The sequence below is a fragment of the Kitasatospora sp. NPDC059599 genome (assembly GCF_042735125.1).
In the GTDB taxonomy this organism is placed as follows: Bacteria; Actinomycetota; Actinomycetes; order Streptomycetales; family Streptomycetaceae; genus Kitasatospora.
Window position 1 is genome coordinate 22,469 of record NZ_JBHWCL010000076.1, and the last position, 21,928, is coordinate 44,396.

General features: G+C 73.1%; 17 protein-coding genes. 8 read left to right on the top strand and 9 right to left on the bottom strand.

Translation table 11 applies throughout. The annotated features are described in order from the left end of the window. Nucleotides 1-127: 127 nt before the first annotated feature. Nucleotides 128-826, bottom strand: a complete 699-nt coding sequence (locus tag ACFV04_RS24995) for a hypothetical protein (protein ID WP_380345826.1) — start codon at nt 824-826, stop codon at nt 128-130. Between the two features lie 132 nt (nt 827-958). Beyond that, complete coding sequence (locus ACFV04_RS25000) at nt 959-1,366, bottom strand: hypothetical protein (RefSeq protein WP_380532436.1); 408 nt, start codon at nt 1,364-1,366, stop codon at nt 959-961. A gap of 179 nt (nt 1,367-1,545) precedes the next feature. Here ACFV04_RS25000 and ACFV04_RS25005 point away from each other — a divergent pair, with 179 nt between their 5' ends. From ACFV04_RS25005 to ACFV04_RS25015, 3 genes are all read left to right on the top strand, one after another. Continuing rightward, on the top strand, nt 1,546-2,754 hold the full coding sequence (locus ACFV04_RS25005; protein WP_380532439.1) for a 4-hydroxybenzoate 3-monooxygenase: 1,209 nt from the start codon (nt 1,546-1,548) through the stop codon (nt 2,752-2,754). Between the two features lie 104 nt (nt 2,755-2,858). Further along, on the top strand, nt 2,859-4,787 hold the full coding sequence (locus ACFV04_RS25010; protein ID WP_380532442.1) for a methyltransferase: 1,929 nt from the start codon (nt 2,859-2,861) through the stop codon (nt 4,785-4,787). A gap of 756 nt (nt 4,788-5,543) precedes the next feature. Continuing rightward, nucleotides 5,544-6,155, top strand: a complete 612-nt coding sequence (locus ACFV04_RS25015) for a hypothetical protein (RefSeq protein ID WP_380532445.1) — start codon at nt 5,544-5,546, stop codon at nt 6,153-6,155. Between the two features lie 129 nt (nt 6,156-6,284). Here ACFV04_RS25015 and ACFV04_RS25020 read toward each other — a convergent pair whose 3' ends face one another. From ACFV04_RS25020 to ACFV04_RS25040, 5 genes are all read right to left on the bottom strand, one after another. Then, entirely contained in the window at nt 6,285-6,623 is a 339-nt protein-coding gene (locus ACFV04_RS25020) for a hypothetical protein (RefSeq protein WP_380532448.1), read from the bottom strand. Between the two features lie 51 nt (nt 6,624-6,674). Then, a complete protein-coding gene (gene pflA / locus ACFV04_RS25025) occupies nt 6,675-7,424 on the bottom strand; it encodes a pyruvate formate-lyase-activating protein (protein WP_380345818.1) in 750 nt (249 codons plus the stop codon). Between the two features lie 79 nt (nt 7,425-7,503). After that, nucleotides 7,504-9,768, bottom strand: a complete 2,265-nt coding sequence (gene pflB / locus ACFV04_RS25030) for a formate C-acetyltransferase (RefSeq protein WP_380532451.1) — start codon at nt 9,766-9,768, stop codon at nt 7,504-7,506. Nucleotides 9,769-9,780: 12 nt separating this feature from the next. Continuing rightward, entirely contained in the window at nt 9,781-12,444 is a 2,664-nt protein-coding gene (gene adhE, locus ACFV04_RS25035) for a bifunctional acetaldehyde-CoA/alcohol dehydrogenase (protein WP_380532454.1), read from the bottom strand. 178 nt (nt 12,445-12,622) lie between these two features. Further along, nucleotides 12,623-13,501 carry a universal stress protein gene (locus tag ACFV04_RS25040; RefSeq protein ID WP_380532457.1) on the bottom strand — a complete coding sequence of 293 codons (879 nt, stop codon included), beginning with the start codon at nt 13,499-13,501 and terminating at the stop codon, nt 12,623-12,625. Between the two features lie 201 nt (nt 13,502-13,702). On the opposite strand from ACFV04_RS25040, the gene ACFV04_RS25045 reads away from it, so the two are divergent. Continuing rightward, nucleotides 13,703-15,400 carry a GAF domain-containing protein gene (locus ACFV04_RS25045; RefSeq protein ID WP_380532474.1) on the top strand — a complete coding sequence of 566 codons (1,698 nt, stop codon included), beginning with the start codon at nt 13,703-13,705 and terminating at the stop codon, nt 15,398-15,400. Nucleotides 15,401-15,457: 57 nt separating this feature from the next. Here the strand turns inward: ACFV04_RS25045 and ACFV04_RS25050 are convergent, their stop codons facing one another. Beyond that, the gene (locus ACFV04_RS25050) at nt 15,458-15,841 is read right to left on the bottom strand and encodes a pyridoxamine 5'-phosphate oxidase family protein (protein WP_380532460.1); all 384 of its coding nucleotides are present in this window, start codon (nt 15,839-15,841) and stop codon (nt 15,458-15,460) included. A gap of 107 nt (nt 15,842-15,948) precedes the next feature. Further along, nucleotides 15,949-16,650 (bottom strand): response regulator, encoded by a 702-nt coding sequence (locus ACFV04_RS25055; RefSeq protein ID WP_380532463.1) that lies wholly within the window; start codon nt 16,648-16,650, stop codon nt 15,949-15,951. 383 nt (nt 16,651-17,033) lie between these two features. Between ACFV04_RS25055 and ACFV04_RS25060 the strand changes: the two genes are divergently transcribed. From ACFV04_RS25060 to ACFV04_RS25075, 4 genes are read left to right on the top strand one after another with little or no spacing between them, the layout of a single operon-like run. Next, nucleotides 17,034-18,521 carry an amino acid permease gene (locus ACFV04_RS25060; RefSeq protein ID WP_380345809.1) on the top strand — a complete coding sequence of 496 codons (1,488 nt, stop codon included), beginning with the start codon at nt 17,034-17,036 and terminating at the stop codon, nt 18,519-18,521. 18 nt (nt 18,522-18,539) lie between these two features. After that, nucleotides 18,540-19,763 carry an arginine deiminase gene (locus ACFV04_RS25065; RefSeq protein WP_380345807.1) on the top strand — a complete coding sequence of 408 codons (1,224 nt, stop codon included), beginning with the start codon at nt 18,540-18,542 and terminating at the stop codon, nt 19,761-19,763. 26 nt (nt 19,764-19,789) lie between these two features. After that, nucleotides 19,790-20,794 (top strand): ornithine carbamoyltransferase, encoded by a 1,005-nt coding sequence (gene argF, locus ACFV04_RS25070; protein WP_380345805.1) that lies wholly within the window; start codon nt 19,790-19,792, stop codon nt 20,792-20,794. Between the two features lie 2 nt (nt 20,795-20,796). Next, complete coding sequence (locus tag ACFV04_RS25075; RefSeq protein ID WP_380532468.1) at nt 20,797-21,792, top strand: carbamate kinase; 996 nt, start codon at nt 20,797-20,799, stop codon at nt 21,790-21,792. The last annotated feature ends 136 nt before the right edge of the window (nt 21,793-21,928 follow it).

Sequence of the window (21,928 nt, forward strand, 5' to 3'; positions counted from 1 at the left end):
GCGAGGAATCATTCCCTCGCGACAGGAAGAACATTAGCAGGTCAGCGGCCCTGCATCGAACCGCCGGAGGCCGCGGGCCGAAGGGGCCCGCGGGGACACGGGTGGGCGGCCGGGCCGGCCGACCGGGTCACTGCAGGATGTTGATCGCGCGGGCGATCACCAGGGTGGCCACGATGAGGGAGGTCGCGGCCTCCACCATCATCAGCAGTTTGGCCCACCTCTTGATCGCGGAGACGTCGGTGGGGCTGAACGCGGTGGCGGTCCAGAAGGACAGTGACAGGTAGTCGGCGAAGTGCGGCACCCAGTCGGCCGGTGCGTGGGTGGTGTGCTGCATCTCGGGGAAGACGAACACGGGCTTCGTGTGGGGCCGGTGCGCGCGGGCGGCGGCGCCGCCGCGGTCCAGGTCCCAGTACCAGAGTGCGAAGGCGATCACGTTCGTGATCCAGGTGACTCCGCCGGTGGCGAGCAGGCCGGTGGCGTTGTTGGCGAACAGCTTGTTGTTGGTCAGGATGTCCACCACGAGGTGGACGCCCGCGTGCAGGTTCGACGCGGTGATGAAGGCGATCATGGCTTCGGTGACCACCCGGAGCCAGGTCTTCTGACGGTCGATCCGCCCCGGGTCCCCGATGATGAGTACCGCGAGCAGGGTGAGCATGACCACGGGGACCACCCACACGGGGTCCAGCCGGTACGCCGCGGGCAGCGCCACGTGGAGCAGCGCGGCGGCTGCGATCGCCGTCGACACCGGCCACCAGCGCTCGCCGCGCAGGGCGGCCGGGTCGGGGGTCACCGCCGGCGTACCGGCCGGGCCGGGGCTTGGTCGCATGCCTCATTGTGACCTCGCCGGTGCGGTCACGCCGTGGTCCGGCGGCCGGTTGGCGCGTCGGACCGGCAGCCGTTGGCGCGTCGGTCGCCGGTACACCGCCGCCGGTCCACCGGTCGCCGGCACGGCAGCCGTTCAGCTCGCGGAGCCGACCAGGACCGCCAGGCCGGCCACGACGCCCGCGTAGGCGAGCACCAGCAGCAGGCCGCAGAGGAGCAGCAGCCAGCCGGTGAGGATGGCGAGCAGGGCGAGCCCGCGGTCGCGGCCGCCCAGGCGCTTGCCGCGGCGGCGGCCGAGGTGCCCGGCCGGGATGGCGACGAGCCCGCACACGAACACGCCGAACGTGTAGAAACCGCCGTACATCAGCCAGAAGATCGGGGTCACGAAGACGGCCACGACCAGGCTGACGCCCATGGCGGCGGACCAGAAGCTGACCCGGGCGGGCGTGTTGCGGGCTCCGGTCGACGGCGCTCCGGTCGCCGATGTGGCGGTCGACGGCGCTTCGGTCGCCGGTGCGGCGGTCGGTTGGGTGCTGCTGGTCATGGTGGATCGTCCCCTCGGTTCGGTGAGCCACCCTACGAGAGGGGCCGCCCTGGTCGGCGGGGCCCCGGGTCCGACGGCCCGGCGGAGCGACAAGAAGAAGGGCGGATCATCCCACTACTAGCTGATTCGGGTTATTTCAGACCATTTATGTATCCGATGAGGCCTATGATCCACTCTCTGTGACCACACGTCAGAACAGCTCAGCAGACCAGGAGTCAGCCGCCGTGGTCATCCTCGGCGCGGGACCGGCCGGGCTGACCCTCGGGAACCTCCTCCATGCGCACGGGATCGACTGCGTCGTCCTCGAACGCTCCGACCGGGCCGCCCTGGGAGCCCGGGCCAGGGCCGGCTTCCTCGCGGCGAACACCGTCCGCACGCTCGAACGCCACGGCCTCGCCGACGGCCTGCGCCGCCACGGCCGCCCGCACGGCGTGTGCGAGTTCCGCACCGACGGCGGCCGCTTCCGCCTGGACTACGGCTCCCTCGGGCGCCGTGAGCTGCACACCGTCTACCCCCAGCAGGACCTCGTCGCGGACCTGCTGACGCACTACCTGGACGCCGGCGGCCGGATCAGCTTCGGCACCGAGGCGCTGGCCGTGCACGACGCCGACGGCGTCCGGCCCGTCGTCGCCGCGCGCGACGCGCACGGCCGCCCCGCCCGGTGGCAGGCCCGCTACGTGGCCGGGTGCGACGGCCGGCACGGCGCGGCCCGGCGCTCGCTGCCCCCGACCGCCCTGCGCCACCAGTGCGACCACGGCGTCAGCTGGCTCGGCCTGCTCGCCGAGGCGCCCCCGAGCCTCGACGCCGTCGGCTACGCGACCCACCGGAGCGGCTTCGCCGGACACATGGCCCGCACCCCCGAGGTGACCCGCTACTACCTGCAGTGCGAGCGCGGCACCCCGGCCGACGCCTGGACCGACGAGCAGGTCTGGGACCGCCTCGACCTGCGGATGCGCGCCGCCGACCACGGGCCGCTGCGCCGCGGCAGGATCCTCCGGCGCACCGTCGTCGACCTCTCCTCCGACGTCGTCGAACCGCTGCGCCACGGTTCGCTGCTGCTGGCCGGGGACGCCGCGAGCCTGATCAGCCCCTCCGCCGCGAAGGGCGCCAACCTTGCGGTGCTGGAGGCCGAACTCCTCGCCGAGGCCCTCGTCGGCGACCTCGCCCACGGCGACGCCACGGCGCTGGAGCGGTACTCGCGACGCTGCCTGGCCCACATCTGGCGCGCACAGGAGTTCTCGCGCTGGATGATCCGGCTGCTGCACGCCGCCCCCGGCACGGACGGCGAATCGTTCTTCCACGAATCGCTGCGCCGCTCGCGCCTGGACTCGCTGCGCACCTCGCGCGCCCATCAGGACTGGTTCGCCGAGAACTACGTCGGCGTGTGACCTTCCGCCCGCTCTCTCCCCGCACCCCTCTCCCCGCACCCTCACCCCCGGGTCATGGCGGTCCGAACCGGCGTGACCCGACCACCGGAAAGTGATGCCCCGCGATGACGGCGACACCCCCGGACCACGCGACACCCCTGGACCACGCGACGACAGTCCCGGACGAGGCGACAGTCCCGGACGACGCGGCCCGCCTGCGCGAGGCGGCCGCGTTCGTCGAGGAACAGGACACCGCCACCCTGCTCCGACTTCTGCTGCCCGGCCTCGACGGTCCGGAGCTGCGGGCGCTGGCCGACCACTGCCGGTTCGCGCACGCCGCGCTGCTCGTCTTCCCGCCCGACGCCGCCACGCTGCGCGCCCACCTGGCCGCCTGCGGGCTGGACCCGGACACGCCGTCCTACCCGAGCACCGTGGTGCGGGGGCGCCTGGCCCGTCGGCACGGCCTCGACGAAGCCGGGCTCGACGTCAGGATCGTGCGCCCGCCGGTACCCGGGCCGCACCGGGAGCGGACCGTCGAGGTGTTCGCCCTGCCCGTGCCGCCGGGCTCGGACCTGGCCGCCGTCGCCGCGTACGAGCGCGCACACCGGGAGGAGGCGCACCTCGCCTTCGAGGTGGCCCGCCCGGACGCCCTGGTGCTGGGCGGCCTGTGCTCGCTGCTGACCCGGCACGGCGCGGCACCGGACGGCGGCGGCCACAACCCGCACGAGGACGCGACGGTCCTCTACTTCACCGCTCCCGCGCACACCGCGGCCGGGTACCGGCGGGTGGAGCTCCACGCCGCGGGCAACCACCCCGCCGTGCTCGCCGCCCACCTGGGCGCGGACGGCCGGGAGCACGCGGACGGCCGGGAGCATGCAGACCGCCCGGACGCCGCGGACGGCACCGACCCGGCGCACCGGCCGGCCGAGGACCTCCTGCGGATGCTGACCGGCGCGTGGACGACGCAGGCCCTCGCCGTGTGCGCGCAACTGCGGCTGCCCGACGCCCTGGACGCCCACACGCCGGCCGGACCGCACACGCTCGCCCGGGCCGTCGGCGCCGACCCGGGCAGCCTGGCCACGCTGTTGCGCTACCTCGCGATGGTGGGCGTGACGGCCCGGGACGGGGACGGCTTCCGGCTCACCGAGCTCGGCGCCCTGCTGCGCAGCGACGCCCCCGGCTCGATGCGGTCGCTGGCCCTGATGTACGGCGGCCCGTTCTACCGCTCCTTCGCGGCCCTGGGCCACACCGTCCGCACCGGCGAGGTCGGCTTCGACCACCTCTTCGGCGAGAACCACTTCGACCACTTCGCCCGCGACCCGGAGCTCGCCGACCTGTTCGACCAGTCCATGGCCGCGAGTTCGCGGATGTTCGAGCCGCTGCCCGCGCACCCGGTCCTCGCCGGCACGGACGGGGCGCCCCGCCCCCGGACCGTCGTCGACGTCGCCGGCGGCAACGGTGAACTCCTCGGGCTGGTCCTCGCCGCGCACCCGCACCTGCGCGGCGTCCTGCTGGAGCGCCCGCACGCCGTGGAGGCCGCGCGCCGCCGGCTCGACGCGGCCGGCTGCGGAGACCGGTGCGACTACCGCAGCGGTGACTTCGCGGACGTCCCGCCGGGCGCCGACGTCTACCTCCTGTCCCGGGTGCTGCACGACTGGGACGACGCGCGCTGCCGCGAGATCCTGCGCCACTGCGCCCGCGCCATGCCCGCCCACGCCGACCTGCTGGTCGTCGAACGCCTGCTGCCGGCGGACGGCTCGACGTCGCTGGCCACCGCGTGGGACCTCCACATGATGTGCAACACCGGGGGCCGGGAACGCGACGCCGACGACTACGGCCGGCTGTTCGCCGACGCCGGGCTGCGCCTCGTGGACCACGCGCCGCTGCCCCTGGGCGCCGCCGTCCTGCACGTCCGTAGGACGGCTGCGCCCGCCGGCCCGCCGCTGCCGCAGCAGGAAGACCGACGCGAGGACCGACGGGAGGCGCGGCGGGAGGCGCGGTGCGTCCCGGCGCACGGCGGGCGGGGGCCGGAGGCGGGACCGTTCCTGCCATGACCTGTGGCGTGGATCAGACCGCCAAGTGAGCAAAGATGATCAAGGAACACCAAGCGCACCGAGGTTGAACAACAAGCTGAGCCGGACGGTCAGCCGGGGCTGCGGGCCGGCTGCAACGACCCGCGGTCAGGTCCCGGTCCTCGTCATGGCCGGCGCCGACAGCCAGTTCTGGCCCAGCACCCACGCCGAGGCCAGCCGCCCTCAACCCCCGCGCCACCGCCGCCGTCATCCCCGACATCGGCCACACCACGCACGTCGACCAACCCGACGCCGTCAACCGGCAGTTGCTCGCCTTCGCCGCCACCTTGCGCTGAACCCGGCGTGAAAGATCCGCGAGTCGCTGTTTCGCGGACCCGGCGCGCCGCCCACCGCGCGGTCATCGACTCCGTGGAAGCCCACCGGTGTGAGAACAGCTCCGGCACACGGCCGGGGCCGGGCGCGGGTGTGGCCGGGGCAGGCGCGGCGTCACCAGTGCACCATCCGGTTGGCGCTGCCCTCCCCGGAGCGGGCCGGGGTGTTGTCGCGGGCCCTGACGCGGAAACAGCTCCAGGTCGGCGGTGGACCTCGCCGGCACCCGGGCCCGGACCGTCGTGGACCGGTCCGCCTCCGCCACCCGCAGTGACCGCCCGGTCGTCCGGTCGTCCGGGAAGGCCGCCGGGCCCCGGGGAGCGGTGGCCGCTCGGATCGCCGCAGGCGTGACGGGCGAGGAGACTGGCCGGAGGGGGTGGTGCCCGGGAGCAGTCGGAAGGACGGGAGATGATCATGCGAAAGGGAATATTCACCGTGCTGTCGCTCGCGACGGCCGGTGCACTGGCGGCCGGGGTGAGCGCGGTGCCGGCGCAGGCGCAGACACCGTCGCCGGTCGTCGTCACGCAGAGCACCGGTGCGTCGCTGCCGGTGAACACGGCGCTGCCCCTCAAGGCCGTCGAACGGTTCTTCCCCGAGGTCACCCAGGTCGTCAGCGTCGGCCCGGACAGCACCGCCGTCGGCCGGCCCACGGCCACCGTCGCGGTGGTGTTCGCCGACCCGACCGGAATGATGAAGGTCACGATCTCTGCCGACCTCTACGGCAGCGCCTCCGCCGCAACGGCCGCCTTCCGGCAGGCCTCCCGGGCTGCCGGCGCCGTCCCGGGCTTCACACCGCTGACCACACCGAGCCTCGGCACGGCAACCACCGGCGGCACCGTCACCATGGACGGCGAGACGCACATCGGCATCGGCGTGCTGGACGGCAGCCACATCATCGGCGTGACCCTGGCCGGCTTCGACGCCACCCCGGCCAACACCGCCCGCCTCGTCGCCCTCGTGCGCGCGACAGTCACCGCTGCCGATGCGGCCGTGGGCGCCGCCACGACCGCCGCGCGGTAGCCGACCCCGAGGCGGCTGCCGACTCCTGGCGGTCACTCCGCCACCGGTCACGCCACTCACTCAGCCGCTGTCCCCGGGTGACTTCGGTGAGCGGCCGGAAGAGGGCGGTGTTCCGCAGGTGACCCGGTTCTATGTGTGCCCCGACTGCGGTCTGCCCGGCTCGCCGGGGCCGGAGGGTCGGGTGCCGATGCGGGCCCACTCGTCCGGGAGTCGGCTCACCGGGTCCGGCGGAGTCCAGGCCGAGTCCGCCGTCAGGCGGCGGCGCAGCACCAGGGTGGCGAGGAGGAGGAGGAGCCCGGCCGCGTAGGCGCCCAGTACGGCGAGGTTGCCCCGGATGTCGGTCAACCCGCCGTGGTGCGAGAGTAGTTGTGTCCAGGAGTCCACGGCCCAGGACTGCGGGACGACGTGCCCGGCGGCGCGCAGCCGGCCCGGGACCAGGGCGAGCGGCCAGATGCAGCCGCCGAGCATGTCGAGCAGCCGTTCGGCGATCCGGGACCTGTCGGGGTGCCCATCCGGGTTTCAGACGGTGTGCAGGCCCTGTGCGGCGAAGATCGCCCGGGCCTCCGCGATCTGCTCCGGCGAGGGCACCGGGGTGTCGGCGAGGGGGAAGTCGAGCCCGAGGGCGCGCCACTTGGCGGCGCCGAGTCTGTGGAAGGGCAGGACGTCGACCCGGGTGACGTTGCCGAGCGAGGCGGCGAAGGTGGCGATGCCCCCGATGTTCGAGGTGGGGTCGGTCAGGTTCGGCACGAGAACGAACCGCAGCCAGACCTCCTTGCCCAGGTCGGCCAGGCGGCGGGCGAAGTCGAGCGTGGGGCCGAGCCGCTGTCCCGTCAGGTGCCGGTAGAGGGCGCGGTCCCAGGACTTGATGTCGAGCAGGACGAGGTCGGTGTCGGCGAGCAGCGCGTCGTCGGCGCGGGCGCCGAGGAAGCCGGAGGTGTCCAACGCGGTGTGCAGTCCGAGTTCGTGCCTGAACCGGTGCAGCAGCTCGCCGGTGAGGGCGGGTTGGAGGAGCGGCTCGCCGCCGCTGACGGTGGCGCCGCCGCCGGAGGCACGGATGAAGTCGGTGTACTTGGCGGCCTCGCGCACGATCTCCTCGGCCGAGCAGGGGCGGCCGTGGCGCATGGAGCGGGTGTCGGGGTTGTGACAGTACAGGCAGCGCAGCGGGCAGCCGGCCAGGAAGGTGACGAAGCGGGTGCCGGGGCCGTCCACTCCGGTGGACAGGTCCCAGGAGTGCAGCATGCCGGTGACCGGCTGCGGGGCGGCGGCCATGGGGGTGTGCTCCTTCTGCGGGGCGGCGCGGTGCCGGCGCCGGTGGTCGGGGAGGCGTCGGCACCGCGAGCGAGTGGGGCTACAGCGCGTCGTGGAAGGTGCGGCCGATCACGTCCAGCTGCTGTTCGCGGGTGAGCCGGACGAAGTTGACCGCGTAGCCGCTGACCCGGATGGTGAGCTGCGGGTACTTCTCCGGGTGGGCCATGGCGTCGAGGAGGGTGTCCCGGTCGAGGACGTTGACGTTCATGTGGAAGCCGTGGCAGCTGGTGTAGCCGTCCAGCACCCCGACCAGGTTGCGGACCCGCTCCTCGGGGGTGCGGCCGAGCGCGTCCGGGGTGACGGTGTTGGTGAGGGAGATGCCGTCCTCGGCGTGTTCGTACGGGAGCTTCGCGACCGACAGCGCCGCGGCCACGTAGCCGTGGACGTCGCGCCCGTTCATCGGGTTGGCACCGGGTGAGAACGGCTCGCCCGCTCGCCGTCCGTCCGGGGTGTTGCCGGTCTTCTTGCCGTAGACGACGTTGGAGGTGATGGTGAGCACGGACTGGGTGTGCTCGGCGCCCCGATAGGCGGGGTGCTTGCGCACCTTCGCCATGAAGTCCTCGACCAGCCGGACCGCGATGGCGTCCGCCCGGTCGTCGTTGTTGCCGTACGCCGGGTAGTCGCCGTCGACCAGGTAGTCGGTGACCAGGCCGGTCTCGTCCCGCACCGGGGTGACCTCGGCGTACTTGATGGCTGACAGCGAGTCGGCGGCGACCGCGAGGCCGGCGATTCCGCAGGCCATGGTGCGCCGGACGTCCCGGTCGTGCAGGGCCATCTCGATCCGCTCGTAGGCGTACTTGTCGTGCATGTAGTGGATGACGTCGAGTGCGTGGACGTACGTCCCGGCGAGCCAGTCCAACTGCTCGTCGAAGCGGGCCGTCACCTCGTCGTAGTCGAGGACGTCCCCGCCGACGGGGGTCGTGGCCGGGCCGACCTGGAGGCCGGACCGCTCGTCCCGGCCGCCGTTGATCGCGTAGAGCAGGGTCTTGGCGAGGTTGACCCGGGCGCCGAAGAACTGCATCTGCTTTCCGACCTCCATCGCGGAGACGCAGCAGGCGATCGCGGTGTCGTCGCCGAAGCGCGGGCGCGTCAGTTCGTCGGACTCGTACTGGACCGAGGAGGTGTCGATGGATACGCGGGCGCAGAACTCCTTGAAACCCCGGGGCAGGTGCGGGGACCAGAGGACCGTCATGTTCGGTTCGGGGGCCGGGCCCAGGTTGTAGAGGGTCTGCAGGTAGCGGAAGGAGGTCCGGGTGACGAGGGTGCGGCCGTCGGTGCCGATGCCGCCGATCGATTCGGTGACCCAGGTCGGGTCCCCGGAGAACAGCTCGTCGTACTCGGGGGTGCGCAGGAAGCGGACGATCCGCAGCTTGATGACGAAGTCGTCCACCAGTTCCTGGGCCTGCTGTTCGTCGAGGAGCCCGGCCGCGAGGTCGCGCTGGAGGTAGACGTCGAGGAAGGTCGAGGTGCGGCCGAGCGACATGGCCGCGCCGTTCTGCTCCTTGACCGCCGCCAGGTAGGCGAAGTAGAGCCACTGGACCGCCTCACGGGCGGTGGCGGCCGGGCCCGAGATGTCGTGCCCGTAGGCCGAGGCCATCTCCTTGAGCTCCCCCAGGGCCCGTACCTGTTCGGCGAGTTCCTCGCGCTGGCGGATGGTCTCCTCCAGCCGCGCCGGATCGGTGGGTGCGGCGTCCAGCTCGGCCTTCTCGGCTCGCTTGGCCGCGACCAGCCGGTCCACGCCGTAGAGGGGGACCCGGCGGTAGTCGCCGATGATCCGGCCGCGCCCGTAGGCGTCCGGAAGGCCGGTGATGACGCCGGCCTTGCGGGCCGCGAGGATCTCGGGCGTGTAGGCGTCGAACACGCCATCGTTGTGGGTCTTGCGGTACCGGGTGAAGACCTTCTCCAGCTCCGGGTCGACCGGGTAGCCGTAGGTCCGCAGCGCGCCCGCCACCATGCGCCAGCCGCCGTACGGCATGATCGCCCGCTTCAGCGGGGCGTCGGTCTGCAGGCCGACGATCAGCTCCCTCTCCCGGTCGATGTATCCGGGCGCGTGCGCGGTGATGCCGGCCGGGACGTCGTACGCGACGTCGTACACGCCTCGGGCGCGCTCCTCGGGGAAGCGGGCGGTGATCTGCCGCCACACCTCGGTGGTCCGCTCGGTCGGGCCGGCCAGGAAGGCGGCGTCGCCCTCGTACGGGGTGTGGTTGTGCCGGATGAAGTCGCGGACGTCGACGGTGTCCCGCCACGGTCCGCTCCGGAAGCCGTTCCAGGCGATGGCGGTCCGCTCGTGCTGCGAGGCGGTCATCTCGGTGTCCTCTCAGGCCTGGTCGCCGTAGTAGGCCCGGCGCATCAGCTGCTGCAGGTCGGCGAGCATCGGCATCCGGGGGTTGGCGGGGGCGCACTGGTCCTCGTAGGCGTTCATGGCCTGCTGGGGGAGGGCCGCCAGGAATGCGGCCTCGTCGACTCCGGCCGCCTTGAAGGAGCGCGGGATGCCGGCCCGGTCCCGCAGGTCCTCGACCGCCGCGGCGAGGGACTCGACGCCCTGCTCGGGGGTGTCGGCCGGCAGGCCGAGCATCCGGGCGATCGCCTGGTAGCGCTCGGGGGCGGTGTAGCTCCCGTACTTGGGCCAGCCGGTGACCTTGGCCGGGGCGGAGCCGTTCCAGCGGATCACGTGCGGCAGCAGCAGGGCGTTGGTGCGGCCGTGGGCGAGGTGGAAGGTCGCGCCGAGGGTGTGGGCCATGGCGTGTACGGCGCCGAGGAAGGCGGAGCCGAAGGCCATTCCGGCGATCGTGCCGGCGTTGTGCATCCGCTCGCGGGCGAAGGGGTCGGCTGGCCCGTTCAGCACCGCGCGCTCCAGGTTGTCGAAGATCAGCCGGATGCCCTGGAGCGCGAGTCCGTCGGTGAAGTCGTTGGCGTAGACGGACACGTAGGTCTCGATGCAGTGGGTGAGCGCGTCGAAGCCGGTGTCCGCGGTCACGTGCTTCGGCAGGTCGGTGGTCAGCGCCGGGTCCACGATGGCCACGCTCGGGGTGAGCGCGTAGTCCGCGAGCGGGTACTTCTGGCCGGTGGCGGTGTCGGTGATCACCGCGAAGGGGGTGACCTCGCTCCCGGTGCCCGAGGTGGTCGGGATGCACACCAGCTTCGCCTTCTCACCGAGGTCGGGGAAGGTGAAGGCGCGCTTGCGGATGTCGAAGAACTTCTCCTTCAGGTCCGCGAACTCGACCTCCGGGTGCTCGTACATCAGCCACATCACCTTGGCCGCGTCCATCGGCGAGCCACCGCCCAGCGCGACGATGGTGTCCGGCTCGAACTCGCGCATCAGGGCGGCGCCCTTGCGCACGGTGTCGATGCTCGGATTGGGCTCGACGTCGTCGATCACCCTCACCTCGACCGGGTCCTGGCGGCGGTCGAGCACGCCCCGGATCCGCTCCAGATGGCCGATGTCCACCATGGTCCGGTCGGTCACGACGACGATGCGGTGCGCACGGGGCATGCTCGCCAGGTACTTCACCGAGTTGCGCTCGAAGAAGATCTTCGGCGGAACCTTGAACCACTGCATGTTGGTGTTGCGCCGCCCGATCCGCTTGATGTTGACGAGGTTCAGCGCCGAGACGTTCCCGGAGACCGAGTTGTGTCCGTAGCTGCCGCAGCCCAGGGTCAGCGAGGGCGTGAAGGCGTTGTAGACGTCGCCGATGCCGCCCTGCGAGCTGGGCGCGTTCCAGATGATCCGGCAGGCCTTGACCGCGTGCCCGAACTCCTCGACGAACGCCGCGTCCTCGGTGTGCACCGCCGCCGAGTGCCCGAGGCCGTTGAACTCCACCATGGCGGAGGCCAGTTCGACGCCTTCCGCGCGGGACCGGGCGGTGAGGACGGCCAGGACCGGGCAGAGCTTCTCCCGGGTCAGCGGCTCCGAGGGCCCGACCCGCTCGCAGTCGACGAGGATCACCGAGGTGTCGGCCGGCACCTCGAAGCCCGCCGCCTCCGCGACCTGCGTCGCCGAGCGGCCCACCACCTCGGCGTTCAACCGGTCGCCGGCGCACGCCGTCCCCTCCCCGGCCCCGAACAGGTACCGCTCCAGCAGCACCTTCTCGTCGGCGCTCGCGTGGTGCGCCTTGAGCGTCCGGAACTCGGCGAGTGCCGCCTCCCGGATCTCCGCGTCCAGGACGACGGCCTGCTCGGAGGCGCAGATCATGCCGTTGTCGAAGGACTTCGACAGCACGATGTCGTTCACCGCCCGCTTCAGGTCCGCGCTCCTCTCCACGTACGCGGGGACGTTGCCCGCGCCGACGCCCAGCGCCGGCTTGCCGCAGGAGTACGCGGCCCGCACCATCGCGTTGCCGCCGGTGGCCAGGATGGTGGCGACGTCCGGATGGTTCATCAGGGCGTGGGTGGCATCCATCGACGGTTCCGCGATCCACTGGATGCAGTGCGCCGGGGCGCCGGCTGCCACCGCCGCGTCCCGGACGATCCTGGCCGCCTCGGCCGAGCAGCGCTGAGCCGACGGGTGGAAGGCGAACACGACCGGGTTGCGGGTCTTGAGGGCGAGCAGGCACTTGAAGATCGTGGTGGAGGTCGGATTGGTCACCGGGGTGATGCCGGCGACCACCCCCACCGGCTCGGCGATCTCCACGACGCCGTCGATCTCGTCGCGGTGCACCACCCCGACCGTCCTGGTCCGGGCCATCACGTGGGTGACGTTCTCGCACGCGAAGACGTTCTTCACCGCCTTGTCCTCGAAGACCCCGCGCCCGGTCTCCGCCACGGCCAGCACGGCGAGCCCGGTGTGCTCGGCCAGCGCCGCCAGCGAGGCCTTCCTGACGATGTGGTCGACCTGTTCCTGGGTGAACGGGGCGTACTCCCGCAGGGCCTCCAGGGCGGAGGCGACCAGTGCGTCGACGGCGGTGGGCGGCTGGGGCGTGAGGCTGGGAAGGCTGTTGCTCGCGGGAGCCGCCTTCGACTCGTGTTGCGGGCGACGTGCCATGGTGGACCACCTCTCCGGATCTCGTCCGTGCTCGGGGCGCCGGGCGGGTGCCGTGCGCCTTCTCCTCAAGACTTCCTCGCGCGGCGCGCCGGGGGATCCGACCAATGGGACCCGCTTGCGGCCGAAGGTCCCGGGCCCGGCGCGCGGTCGGTCCCGGGGCCGGGGCCCGGTGAGCGCTTCAGTCGTGCGGTACGACGGCGACCGGGCCGTGGGCGTGGTGGAGCACCGACTGGGCCACCGGCCCCAGCCGCGGTCCGACCACCGGATGCCTCGGGGCCCGCCGGCCGAGGACGGTCAGCGAGGCGGTGCGGGACGCCTCCACGAGCATCCTGCTCGCGCTCCAGGCGCACACCTCGACCTCGGTGCGGACCTCGGGGAACTCGTCCTGCCAGCGCGTCAGGGCGTCCTGCAGCCGCACCTGTTCGGCGACCGCCAGGGACTCCCCGATCTCCCGCTGCTCCACCGGCGCCGCCGTCGTGTACGGGCCTCGGAAGGTGTCCCGGCTCTCCATCACCTTCAGGGCGGCGCCGGTGCCGGCCGCGTGCCGGAACGCGAAGGCGAGCACCGCGTCGCACGGCCGGTCGCCCTCGACGCCCACGACGACGGGCCCGGGCTCCGCAGCCGGTCCGGCGGTCCCGGTCCCAGCGTCCGATCCGGCGCGGACCAGCACCACCGGGCCGTGCGCGTGGGCGGCGGCGCGCAACCCGACCGAACCGACCAGGAGGTCGGCGAATCCGCCCAGCCCGCGCGAGCCCAGGACCAGAACCGCGGCCCGCCGGGCGGTGGCGGCCAGCGCGTAGGCCGGGTTCCCGGGGACGGTCTCGCAGGAGACCTCCAGGCCGGGCAGCTCGGCCGCGATCCGGTCCCGGATCGCGACCACCGGGCCCGGCAGCGCACTGCCGCCGCCGAGGTCGCGGTCGAGCGCGTCCACCTCGCCGCCGGCGACGAGGACCATCCGCAGCGCGAGCCCGTTCCGGTGGGCCTCCCGGGCGGCCCACTCGGCCGCCGCCGCGCTTTCTGACGAGCCGTCGATCCCCACCACCACGCTGTGCGACATCGTTCTGACCTCCCCGGTCGATGGAGGACCGCGACACCCGTGGGCGCGGTCCCGTCCGGCGACCAGAATCCCGTTGTGCCGGTGGCCGGCCACAGGGGTCGAGCAGCCCCACCTCGGTGCCGAAGGTCCCGGGATCCGGCGGTCTCTGCGAGAATCGGCCGCGACTTCGGCGATGAGGAGGGGCCCGTGAGCGGCGAGACGATGCGGTCACGGATGCCGCAACTGCGGCTGGACGAGCTGTTGGAGGAGCTCCAGTCGCGGATCGACGCGGCCCGCGGCACCCGGGACCGGGTGCACAGCCTGCTGGAGGCGGTGCTGTCGGTCGGCCGGGAGCTGGACCTGACACAGGTGCTGCGGCGGATCGTGGAGGCCGCCGCCGTCCTGGTCGACGCGCGGTACGCGGCGCTCGGCGTGATCGGGCCGGACGGGGAGACGCTGTCGCAGTTCCTCACGGTGGGCCTGTCGGAGGAGGAGATCGCCCGGATCGGCCCCTACCCGACCGGCCGGGGCCTGCTGGGGGAACTGATCCACCGTCCGGCGCCGCTGCAGCTGGCCGATCTCTCCGAGCATCCGTCGTCGGTGGGCTGCCCGGCGCACCACCCGGTGATGCGGACCTTCCTGGGCGTGCCGGTGCGCGTGCGCGAGGAGGTCTTCGGCAACCTCTACCTGACCGACAAACGGGGCGGCGAGGAGTTCGACGCCGAGGACGAGGCGGTGATCTCCACCCTGGCCGTGGCCGCGGGGGTGGCGATCGACAACGCCCGGCTGTACGAGGAGGCCCAGCGCCAGCAGCGCTGGCTGAGCGCGAGCGCCGAGATCACCCGCGCCCTGTTGTCCGGCGGATCCCGGTCCGAGGTGATCGGGCTGATCGCGCAGCGGGCGAGGGAGATCACCGGCGCCGAGCTGGCCGACGTCTCCGTGCCGGTGGCCGGTACCGACACGGTCCGCGTGGAGCTGGCACTGGGCGGGGACGTGGACGGCCGGGAGGGCCTGGTGGTTCCCCTGGAAGGGTCGCTGTCGGGGACGGCCTGCGCCTCCGGGGTGTCGGTGACCACCGCGGATCTGGCCGGTGACCCCCGGCTGTCCGCCGAGCCGCGCCGGTTCGCCGGGCTCGGACCGGCGGTCGCGGTCCCCCTGGGCCGGGCGGAGGGACAGATCGACGGTGTGCTGCTGCTGGCCAGGGAGACCGGCCGGCCCGAGTTCACCGACCGGGAGATCGGCCCGCTGCTGGGCTTCGCCGACCAGGCCGCGCTGGCCCTGGAGCTGGCGGAACGCCGCCGCGACGTCGAGCAGTTGGCGATGCTGGAGGACCGGGACCGGATCGCGCGAGACCTGCACGACCTGGCCATCCAGCGACTGTTCGCGACGGGGATGACGCTGCAGAGCGCGGCCCGGGTCATCGACCATCCCGGCGCCTCCGACCGGGTGCTGCGCGCGGTGGGGGACCTGGACGAGACCATCAAGATCATCAGGTCGACGATCTTCGGTCTGAGGGCGCGGGAGGAGAAGGGCGGCCACGGCCTGCGGTCGCGCGTGGTGCGGGTGGCCGAGGAGGCGCAGGCGGCGCTCGGGTTCCCGCCCAGGCTGAGCATGGAGGGCCTGCTCGACACGGACGTGCCCGCGGAGGTGGCCGACCACGTGGTGGCGGTCCTGGGGGAGGCGCTGAGCAACGCGGCCCGGCACGCGCGGGCCGGGCGGGTCGAGGTGGTCCTGCAGGCGACCGGGTCGCGGGTGGTGCTCACGGTGCAGGACGACGGGGTGGGCATCCCGGAACAGGGGCGGCGCAGCGGGCTGCGCAATCTCGCGGAGCGGGCCGAGACCCTGGGGGGCGCCTTCGAGCTGGCCTCTCCGGAGGCCGGCGGCACCAGGTTGTCCTGGTCGGCGCCCCTGGGACACTGACCCGGCCTCGCGCACCGCGCCCGTCGTGCCGGCCGCATGCCGGAGGCGGTGCTCGGGTCAGCGTCGGACCACCTGGTTCGGAGCGAACAGGCGGCCGCTCACCAGTTCGGGAAGGATGCGGACGGTGACCGTCCCGGCCGGCCCGGTCGGCGTCCGGTCGGGTGTGACGTCGGCGCGGCCGAGGACCGTCACGCTCCAGCCGGCGCCGTCCGCCGCGTCGAGTTCTCCGGCCTCGAAGGCCACCAGCGCGCCGGAGACCGCCCGGACCAGCTCGGACTCGGCGGCGGTGCTCAGCAGTACGCTTCCGTCGGCCCCGAGCCGGTAGCGGGCGGGGCGGACGGCGGGCAGGGCGCCGACGGTGTAGACGACCCGGCCGACCGAGAGGCCGGCGAGGAGCCGTCGGCACTCTCGCCCGTCCAGTGGCGTGGTGTCAGGTGTCATGGCATCGATGGTGTCGCCGCATCGGGCACCGGGGGAGGGGCCGTTGGTCCCCGGCGAGGATGCCGACCGGACCCGGCCGGGGCGACCGGTGCCCCGGGGCGGCCGGTTCAGCGGCCGGGCCGGGCGGTCGGCTGCCCGTGGGGACCCAGGGTCTGGGTGGCGATCAGGGCGGCCTGGACGCGCCGTTCCACGCCGAGTTTGGCCAGCAGGCGGGAGATGTGGTTCTTGACGGTCTTCTCGGCGAGATAGAGCCGCTGACCGATCTGGCGGTTGGTGAGCCCCTCGCCGACCAGGGCGAGGACCTCCCGCTCCCGTTCGGTGAGCTGGGGCAGGTCGGAGCGCTGCTCGGTGACGGCGTCGCCGCGCAGGCGGGCCATCAGCCGGGTGGCGGCGCCGGGGTCGAGCATCGACTGGCCGGAGGCGACCGTGCGCACGGCGGAGACCAGGTCGGTTCCGCTGATCTGCTTGAGGACGTAGCCGGCGGCCCCGGCCATGATGGCGTCCAGGAGGGCCTCCTCGTCGTCGAACGAGGTGAGGATCAGACAGGCCAGTTCGGGCATGCGGGAGCGCAGTTCGCGGCAGACCGTCACGCCGTCGCCGTCCGGCAGCCGCATGTCGAGGACGGCGACGTCGGGCCGGAGCGCGGGGACCCGGGTGAGCGCCTGCTCGACCGTGGCGGCCTCGCCGATCACCTGGAGGTCCGGCTCGGCGTCCAGCAGGTCGTGCACGCCACGGCGGACCACCTCGTGGTCGTCCAGCAGGAACACCCTCACCGAGCCGTTCGTCCCAGCCGCCGAACTCTCCGTCATCACCGCTCCAACCCCGTGGGCCCGCCCCGGTGGCAGGCTGTGTGAAACCTACGCGAAGTCTGGCGTGACCGGGACAGTTTCGACAGGGCCGTCCGGCCCTGTTCGTTCCGGCCCTGTTCGCTCCGATCGTGTTCGTTCCGGCCCAGGGAGCGGGCCGTGCGCCCGCGTGCGCCACCTCGACGGGTCGACCGCGGCGGGCCGGCGCCGGACCCCGGTGGTCCCGGGGTGATCCGGGACCACCGGGGAGACGGACCGGGACCGCGGGCACGGGCGACAGGGACCGTCGGCCCCTGGGACGGAACCTCCCGGCGGACCCAGGATCTTCCTCGGCGAGCGGTGGGCAAGGCCGCCCGCACCTTCCACCCCGATCGAGGAGCACCCTCATGTCCGCACCCGACCACCCGGATCCACCGGCCGCCGCCGCGGCCCCGGGGCAACGGAGAACCGACACACGATTCGGGCTGCCCGCCGCGACCGCGCTGGTCGTCGGCAGCATCATCGGGACCGGGGTGTTCGCCCTGCCGTCCGCGCTCGCTCCCTACGGGCCGATCGCCCTGGTGGCGTTCGTCGCCGTGACCGTCGGCGCCCTCGCACTGGCGGTGGTGTTCGGGCGACTGTCCGAGCGGGTGCCGGGCAGCGGCGGTCCGTACGTCTACGCCCGGGAGGCCTTCGGCGAGTTCGCCGGGTTCCTGACCGCCTGGTCCTACTGGATCACCGCCTGGGCGGGCAACGCGGCCATCGTGGTGGCCTGGGTCGGCTACGTCGAAGTGTTCGTGAACAAGGGCCACCACACCTGGGCCTCGATCACGATCGCGCTGGCCGGGCTCTGGCTGCCCGCGGCCGTCAACCTGACGGGCGTACGGAACATCGGCGCGTTCCAGGTCGTCACCACCGTGCTCAAGTTCCTGCCGTTGGGCTTCATGGCGACCGCCGGACTGCTGTTCGTCAAGTCCGGCAACCTCGGGGCCTTCAACGCGAGCGGGGGCTCGGCCATCGGCGCGATCTCGGCGGCGGGCGCCATCGCTCTCTTCAGCTACATCGGCCTGGAGACCGCCTCGGTCGCCGCCGGCCGGGTCCGGGACCCGAAGCGCAACGTGCCCCGGGCGACCGTCTACGGCACCCTGGCCTGCGCCGCGATCTACCTGCTCGGCACCCTGGCCGTCTTCGGCACCGTCCCGCACGGCCGACTCGTCGGCTCCACCGCACCGTTCACCGACGCCTTCAACACCATCGCCGGCGGCACCTGGGCCGGGAACCTGGTCGCCGCCGCCGCGATCGTCTCCGGCCTCGGGGCACTCAACGGCTGGACGCTGATCTGCGCCGAGATGCCGCTCGCGGCAGCCCGGGACGGACTGTTCCCGCCCGCCTTCGCCAAGGTCCGGGGACACGGCCAGGTGCCCGTCTTCGGCATCGTGTCGGCCACCCTGCTCGCGTCGCTGCTCACCGTGGTCAGCTACACGCAGTTCACCAAGGTCTTCACCGAGATCGTGCTGCTGAGCGTGCTCACCGCCGTCATCCCCTACCTGGTGTCCGCGGCCGCCCAGTTGCTCTGGCTGGCGCAGCGCGGCCGCGCCGAGCTCGACCGGCGACGGCTGGCCCGGGACGCCACCGTCACCGTCCTCGCCCTGGTGTTCTCCTACTGGTCGATCCAGGGCAGCGGCTACCAGACCGTCTACTACGGCCTGTTCACCGTCCTGCTCGGCATTCCGGTCTACATCTGGCTCAAGCGGGAGCACAGCGGGAACGCCACGGCCCCGGCAGCGCCCCGCGGCCCCGGCACGGCCGACCCCGCACCGGCGGCCCGCACGTCCCACCCCGTCGGCCTGCCGACGATCATCCTCCGCGCGCTGCGCCCGCGGCACCAGCACTGAGAACAAGGAGCACCATCGATGAACACCCTGCGTGTCGACTCCGAAGCCGGCCGCCTGCGCCAGGTCATCCTGCACCGCCCCGGCCTGGAACTCGCCCGGCTCACCCCCCGCAACGTCGACGATCTGCTGTTCGACGACATCCTGTGGGCCAAGCGCGCCCGCGAGGAGCACGACGCCTTCGCCCAGGTGCTGCGCGACCACGGAGTCCGCGTCCACCACTACGCCGACCTGCTCGGCGAGACCCTCGCCCTGCCACCGGCCCGGGCCTGGCTGCTCGGACAGATCGTCACCGAGGCCACCGTCGGGCCCGCCCTGGTCGACCCGGTCCGGGCGCTGTGCGAGGACCTCGACGGCCCGACCCTCGCCGAGTACCTGATCGGCGGCGTCCTCAAGGACGACCTGCCGCTGAAGAGCCCGCACAGCCTGGTCTGGAGCGCGCTGGGGGAGCAGGACTTCGCCCTGCCGCCGCTTCCCAACCACCTCTTCCCGCGCGACAACTCCGCCTGGATCGGCGGGCGTTACAGCCTCAATCCGATGGCCCGCCCGGCCCGCCGCCGGGAGACCCTGCACACCGCGGCGATCTACCGCTTCCACCCGCTGTTCGCCGAGACGGCGCCCCCGCTGCTCGACGGCACCGTCCAGACCCCGGGCAGCACCCTGGAAGGCGGCGACGTCCACGTCCTCGCCGAGGGCGTCGTGATGGTCGGGATGGGTGAGCGCACCACCGCGCAGGCCGTGGAGACCCTCGCCCGGCAGCTGTTCCTGACCGGCACCGCGCACCGGCTGATCGCCGTCCGGCTGCCCGAGAGCCGCGCCTTCATGCACCTGGACACGGTCCTGACGATGATCGACCGGGACGCCTTCGCCGTGTACCCGGGCCTCGCCGACCGGCTGCGCTCCTGGACCCTGACGCCGGCCCCGGAACAGCCGGCCGGCTTCGACGTCCGCCCCGACACCGATCTCGCCGCCTCGCTCGCCGAGGCCCTCGGTCTGGACAAGGTGCGCTTCCTCTCGGCCGCGCAGGACATGCGCGCCGCCGAGCGCGAACAGTGGGACGACGGCAGCAACTTCCTCGCCCTCGAACCCGGCGTCGTCGTCGGCTACGAGCGCAACACCACCACCAACACCCACCTGCGCAAGCAGGGCATCGAGATCGTCACCATCGCCGGATCCGAGCTCGGCCGGGGCCGCGGCGGCCCGCGCTGCATGAGCTGCCCCGTCCAGCGCGACCCCGCCAACTGACCGCCCCCCCACGAGGAGAAGCCGCCATGACCACGGACCTGCACGGCCGCCACTACCTGAACGAGCTCGACTTCACCGCCGCCGAGATGCACCACCTGCTCGACCTCGCCGCCGAGCTGAAGGCCGCGAAGCGGGCCGGCACCGAGACGCCCCGGCTCACCGGCCGCCGCCTCGCCCTGATCTTCGAGAAGAACTCCACCCGCACCCGCTGCGCCTTCGAGGTCGCCGCCGCCGACCAGGGCGCCACCACCACCTACCTCGGCCCGGACAGCTCCCACATCGGCCACAAGGAGAGTGTCGCCGACACCGCCCGCGTCCTCGGCCGGATGTACGACGCCATCCAGTACCGCGGCTTCGACCAGGGGACCGTCACCGAACTCGCCCGCCACGCCGGAGTGCCGGTCTACAACGGCCTCACCGACGCCTGCCACCCCACCCAGAGCCTGTGCGACGTCTTCACGATGCGCGAGCACAGCGGCCGGCCGCTGGAGGAGATCTCCTTCTGCTACCTCGGCGACGCCCGCAACAACACCGCCAACTCGCTGATGGCGATGGGAAGCCTGCTCGGCATGGACGTCCGGATCGCCGCGCCGCGCGCACTGTGGCCCGAGCCGGAGCGCGTCGCCGCGTGCCGGGCGCTCGCGCCGCACACCGGGGCCCGGCTGACCGTCACCGAGGACGTGACCGAGGCCGTGCGCGGCGCCGACTACCTCTACACCGACGTGTGGGTCTCGATGGGCGAGGACCACGACCACTGGCCCGACCGGATCGCGCAGCTGCTGCCGTACCAGGTCAACGCCAAGATCCTCGCCGCCACCGGCAACCCGGACACGGCCTTCCTGCACTGTCTGCCGGCCCTGCACGACACCCGCACCGACCTCGGCGCCGAACTCGCCGCCCGGCACGGACTGGACGGGCTCGAAGTCACCGACGAGGTCTTCGAGTCGCCGGCCTCGCTGGTGTTCGACCAGGCCGAGAACCGGATGCACACCATCAAGGCGATCCTGGTCGCCACCCTGGGGAGGGACTGACCGTGCGCATCGTCGCCGCCCTCGGCGGGAACGCCCTGCTCCAGCGGGGCGAACACCCGGACGCCGCAGTCCAGTTGCACCACGTCCACCAGGCGGCCCGCTCGCTCGCCGAGCTCGTCGACGCCGGGCACGAGGTGGTGATCACCCACGGCAACGGCCCGCAGATCGGCCTGCTCGCCGTCGAGAGCGAGACCGACCCGGGGCTCACCGCCCCGTACCCGCTGGACGTGCTCGGCGCCCAGACCCAGGGCATGATCGGCACCCTGCTCGCCCGGGAGCTGATGAACCGGCTCCCCGGACGGGAGGTTGCCGCTCTCGTCACCCACACCGAGGTCGACCCGCGCGACCCGGCGTTCACCCACCCCACCAAGTTCATCGGCGGGCAACTCGGTGTGCAGCAGGCCCGGACCCTGGAGCGCGAGCGCGGCTGGACCACTGCGCAGGACGGTGCGCACCGCCGCCGCGTCGTCCCCTCGCCCGAACCACGGGCGGTGCTCGAAGTACCCGTCGTCCGCCGCCTGCTGGCAGGCGGAACGGTGGTGATCTGCGGAGGCGGCGGGGGCGTCCCGGTCGCCCGCGACCGCGACACCGGCCTGCTCCGGGGCGTCGAGGCCGTCGTCGACAAGGACCTCACCGCCGCCCTCCTCGCCGAGCACCTCGACGCCGACGCCCTGGTCATCCTCACCGACGTCACACACGTGTTCACCCGCTACGGCACCGCCCACCCCGGCCCGCTGGTGACCACCACCCCCGAGCGCCTGCGCGCACTGGACCTGCCCGAAGGCTCGATGCGGCCCAAGGCCGAGGCCGCCGCCGCATTCGTCGAACGGACCGGAGGACTGGCCGCCATCGGGCCGCTCGACAACGCCCTCGGCACCGTCCTGGGCACCACCGGGACCACCGTCCGCGCCACCCCCGGCAGCGGAGAGAAGGGCCCCGGAGCCCTGCCGGCGGGACGTCCGGCCGACCACGGTGCCGCCCGGCACCCGGCAGTCTGAAACCACCGCTACGACGGCCACTACGGTCTCATCACACCCGCGCAGTAGCGGGCACGGAAGCCGGGAGGACCGGGGCCGGGCCGGGAAGCCGTCCCCCGCCCGGGCGACCCCCGGTACCGGTGGAGGGACCGTGTTG

Excerpts from the sequence above, each read along its gene's own strand:
- ACFV04_RS24995 (WP_380345826.1), bottom strand. The coding sequence starts at position 826 with ATGCGACCAAGCCCCGGCCCGGCCGGTACGCCGGCGGTGACCCCCGAC.
- ACFV04_RS25045 (WP_380532474.1), top strand. The coding sequence starts at position 13,703 with ATGCGGTCACGGATGCCGCAACTGCGGCTGGACGAGCTGTTGGAGGAG.
- argF (WP_380345805.1), top strand. The coding sequence starts at position 19,790 with ATGACCACGGACCTGCACGGCCGCCACTACCTGAACGAGCTCGACTTC.
- ACFV04_RS25020 (WP_380532448.1), bottom strand. The coding sequence starts at position 6,623 with ATGCTCGGCGGCTGCATCTGGCCGCTCGCCCTGGTCCCGGGCCGGCTG.
- ACFV04_RS25055 (WP_380532463.1), bottom strand. The coding sequence starts at position 16,650 with ATGACGGAGAGTTCGGCGGCTGGGACGAACGGCTCGGTGAGGGTGTTC.
- ACFV04_RS25010 (WP_380532442.1), top strand. The coding sequence starts at position 2,859 with ATGACGGCGACACCCCCGGACCACGCGACACCCCTGGACCACGCGACG.
- ACFV04_RS25000 (WP_380532436.1), bottom strand. The coding sequence starts at position 1,366 with ATGACCAGCAGCACCCAACCGACCGCCGCACCGGCGACCGAAGCGCCG.
- ACFV04_RS25065 (WP_380345807.1), top strand. The coding sequence starts at position 18,540 with ATGAACACCCTGCGTGTCGACTCCGAAGCCGGCCGCCTGCGCCAGGTC.
- ACFV04_RS25050 (WP_380532460.1), bottom strand. The coding sequence starts at position 15,841 with ATGACACCTGACACCACGCCACTGGACGGGCGAGAGTGCCGACGGCTC.
- pflB (WP_380532451.1), bottom strand. The coding sequence starts at position 9,768 with ATGACCGCCTCGCAGCACGAGCGGACCGCCATCGCCTGGAACGGCTTC.
- ACFV04_RS25060 (WP_380345809.1), top strand. The coding sequence starts at position 17,034 with ATGTCCGCACCCGACCACCCGGATCCACCGGCCGCCGCCGCGGCCCCG.
- adhE (WP_380532454.1), bottom strand. The coding sequence starts at position 12,444 with ATGGCACGTCGCCCGCAACACGAGTCGAAGGCGGCTCCCGCGAGCAAC.
- pflA (WP_380345818.1), bottom strand. The coding sequence starts at position 7,424 with ATGGCCGCCGCCCCGCAGCCGGTCACCGGCATGCTGCACTCCTGGGAC.
- ACFV04_RS25040 (WP_380532457.1), bottom strand. The coding sequence starts at position 13,501 with ATGTCGCACAGCGTGGTGGTGGGGATCGACGGCTCGTCAGAAAGCGCG.
- ACFV04_RS25015 (WP_380532445.1), top strand. The coding sequence starts at position 5,544 with ATGATCATGCGAAAGGGAATATTCACCGTGCTGTCGCTCGCGACGGCC.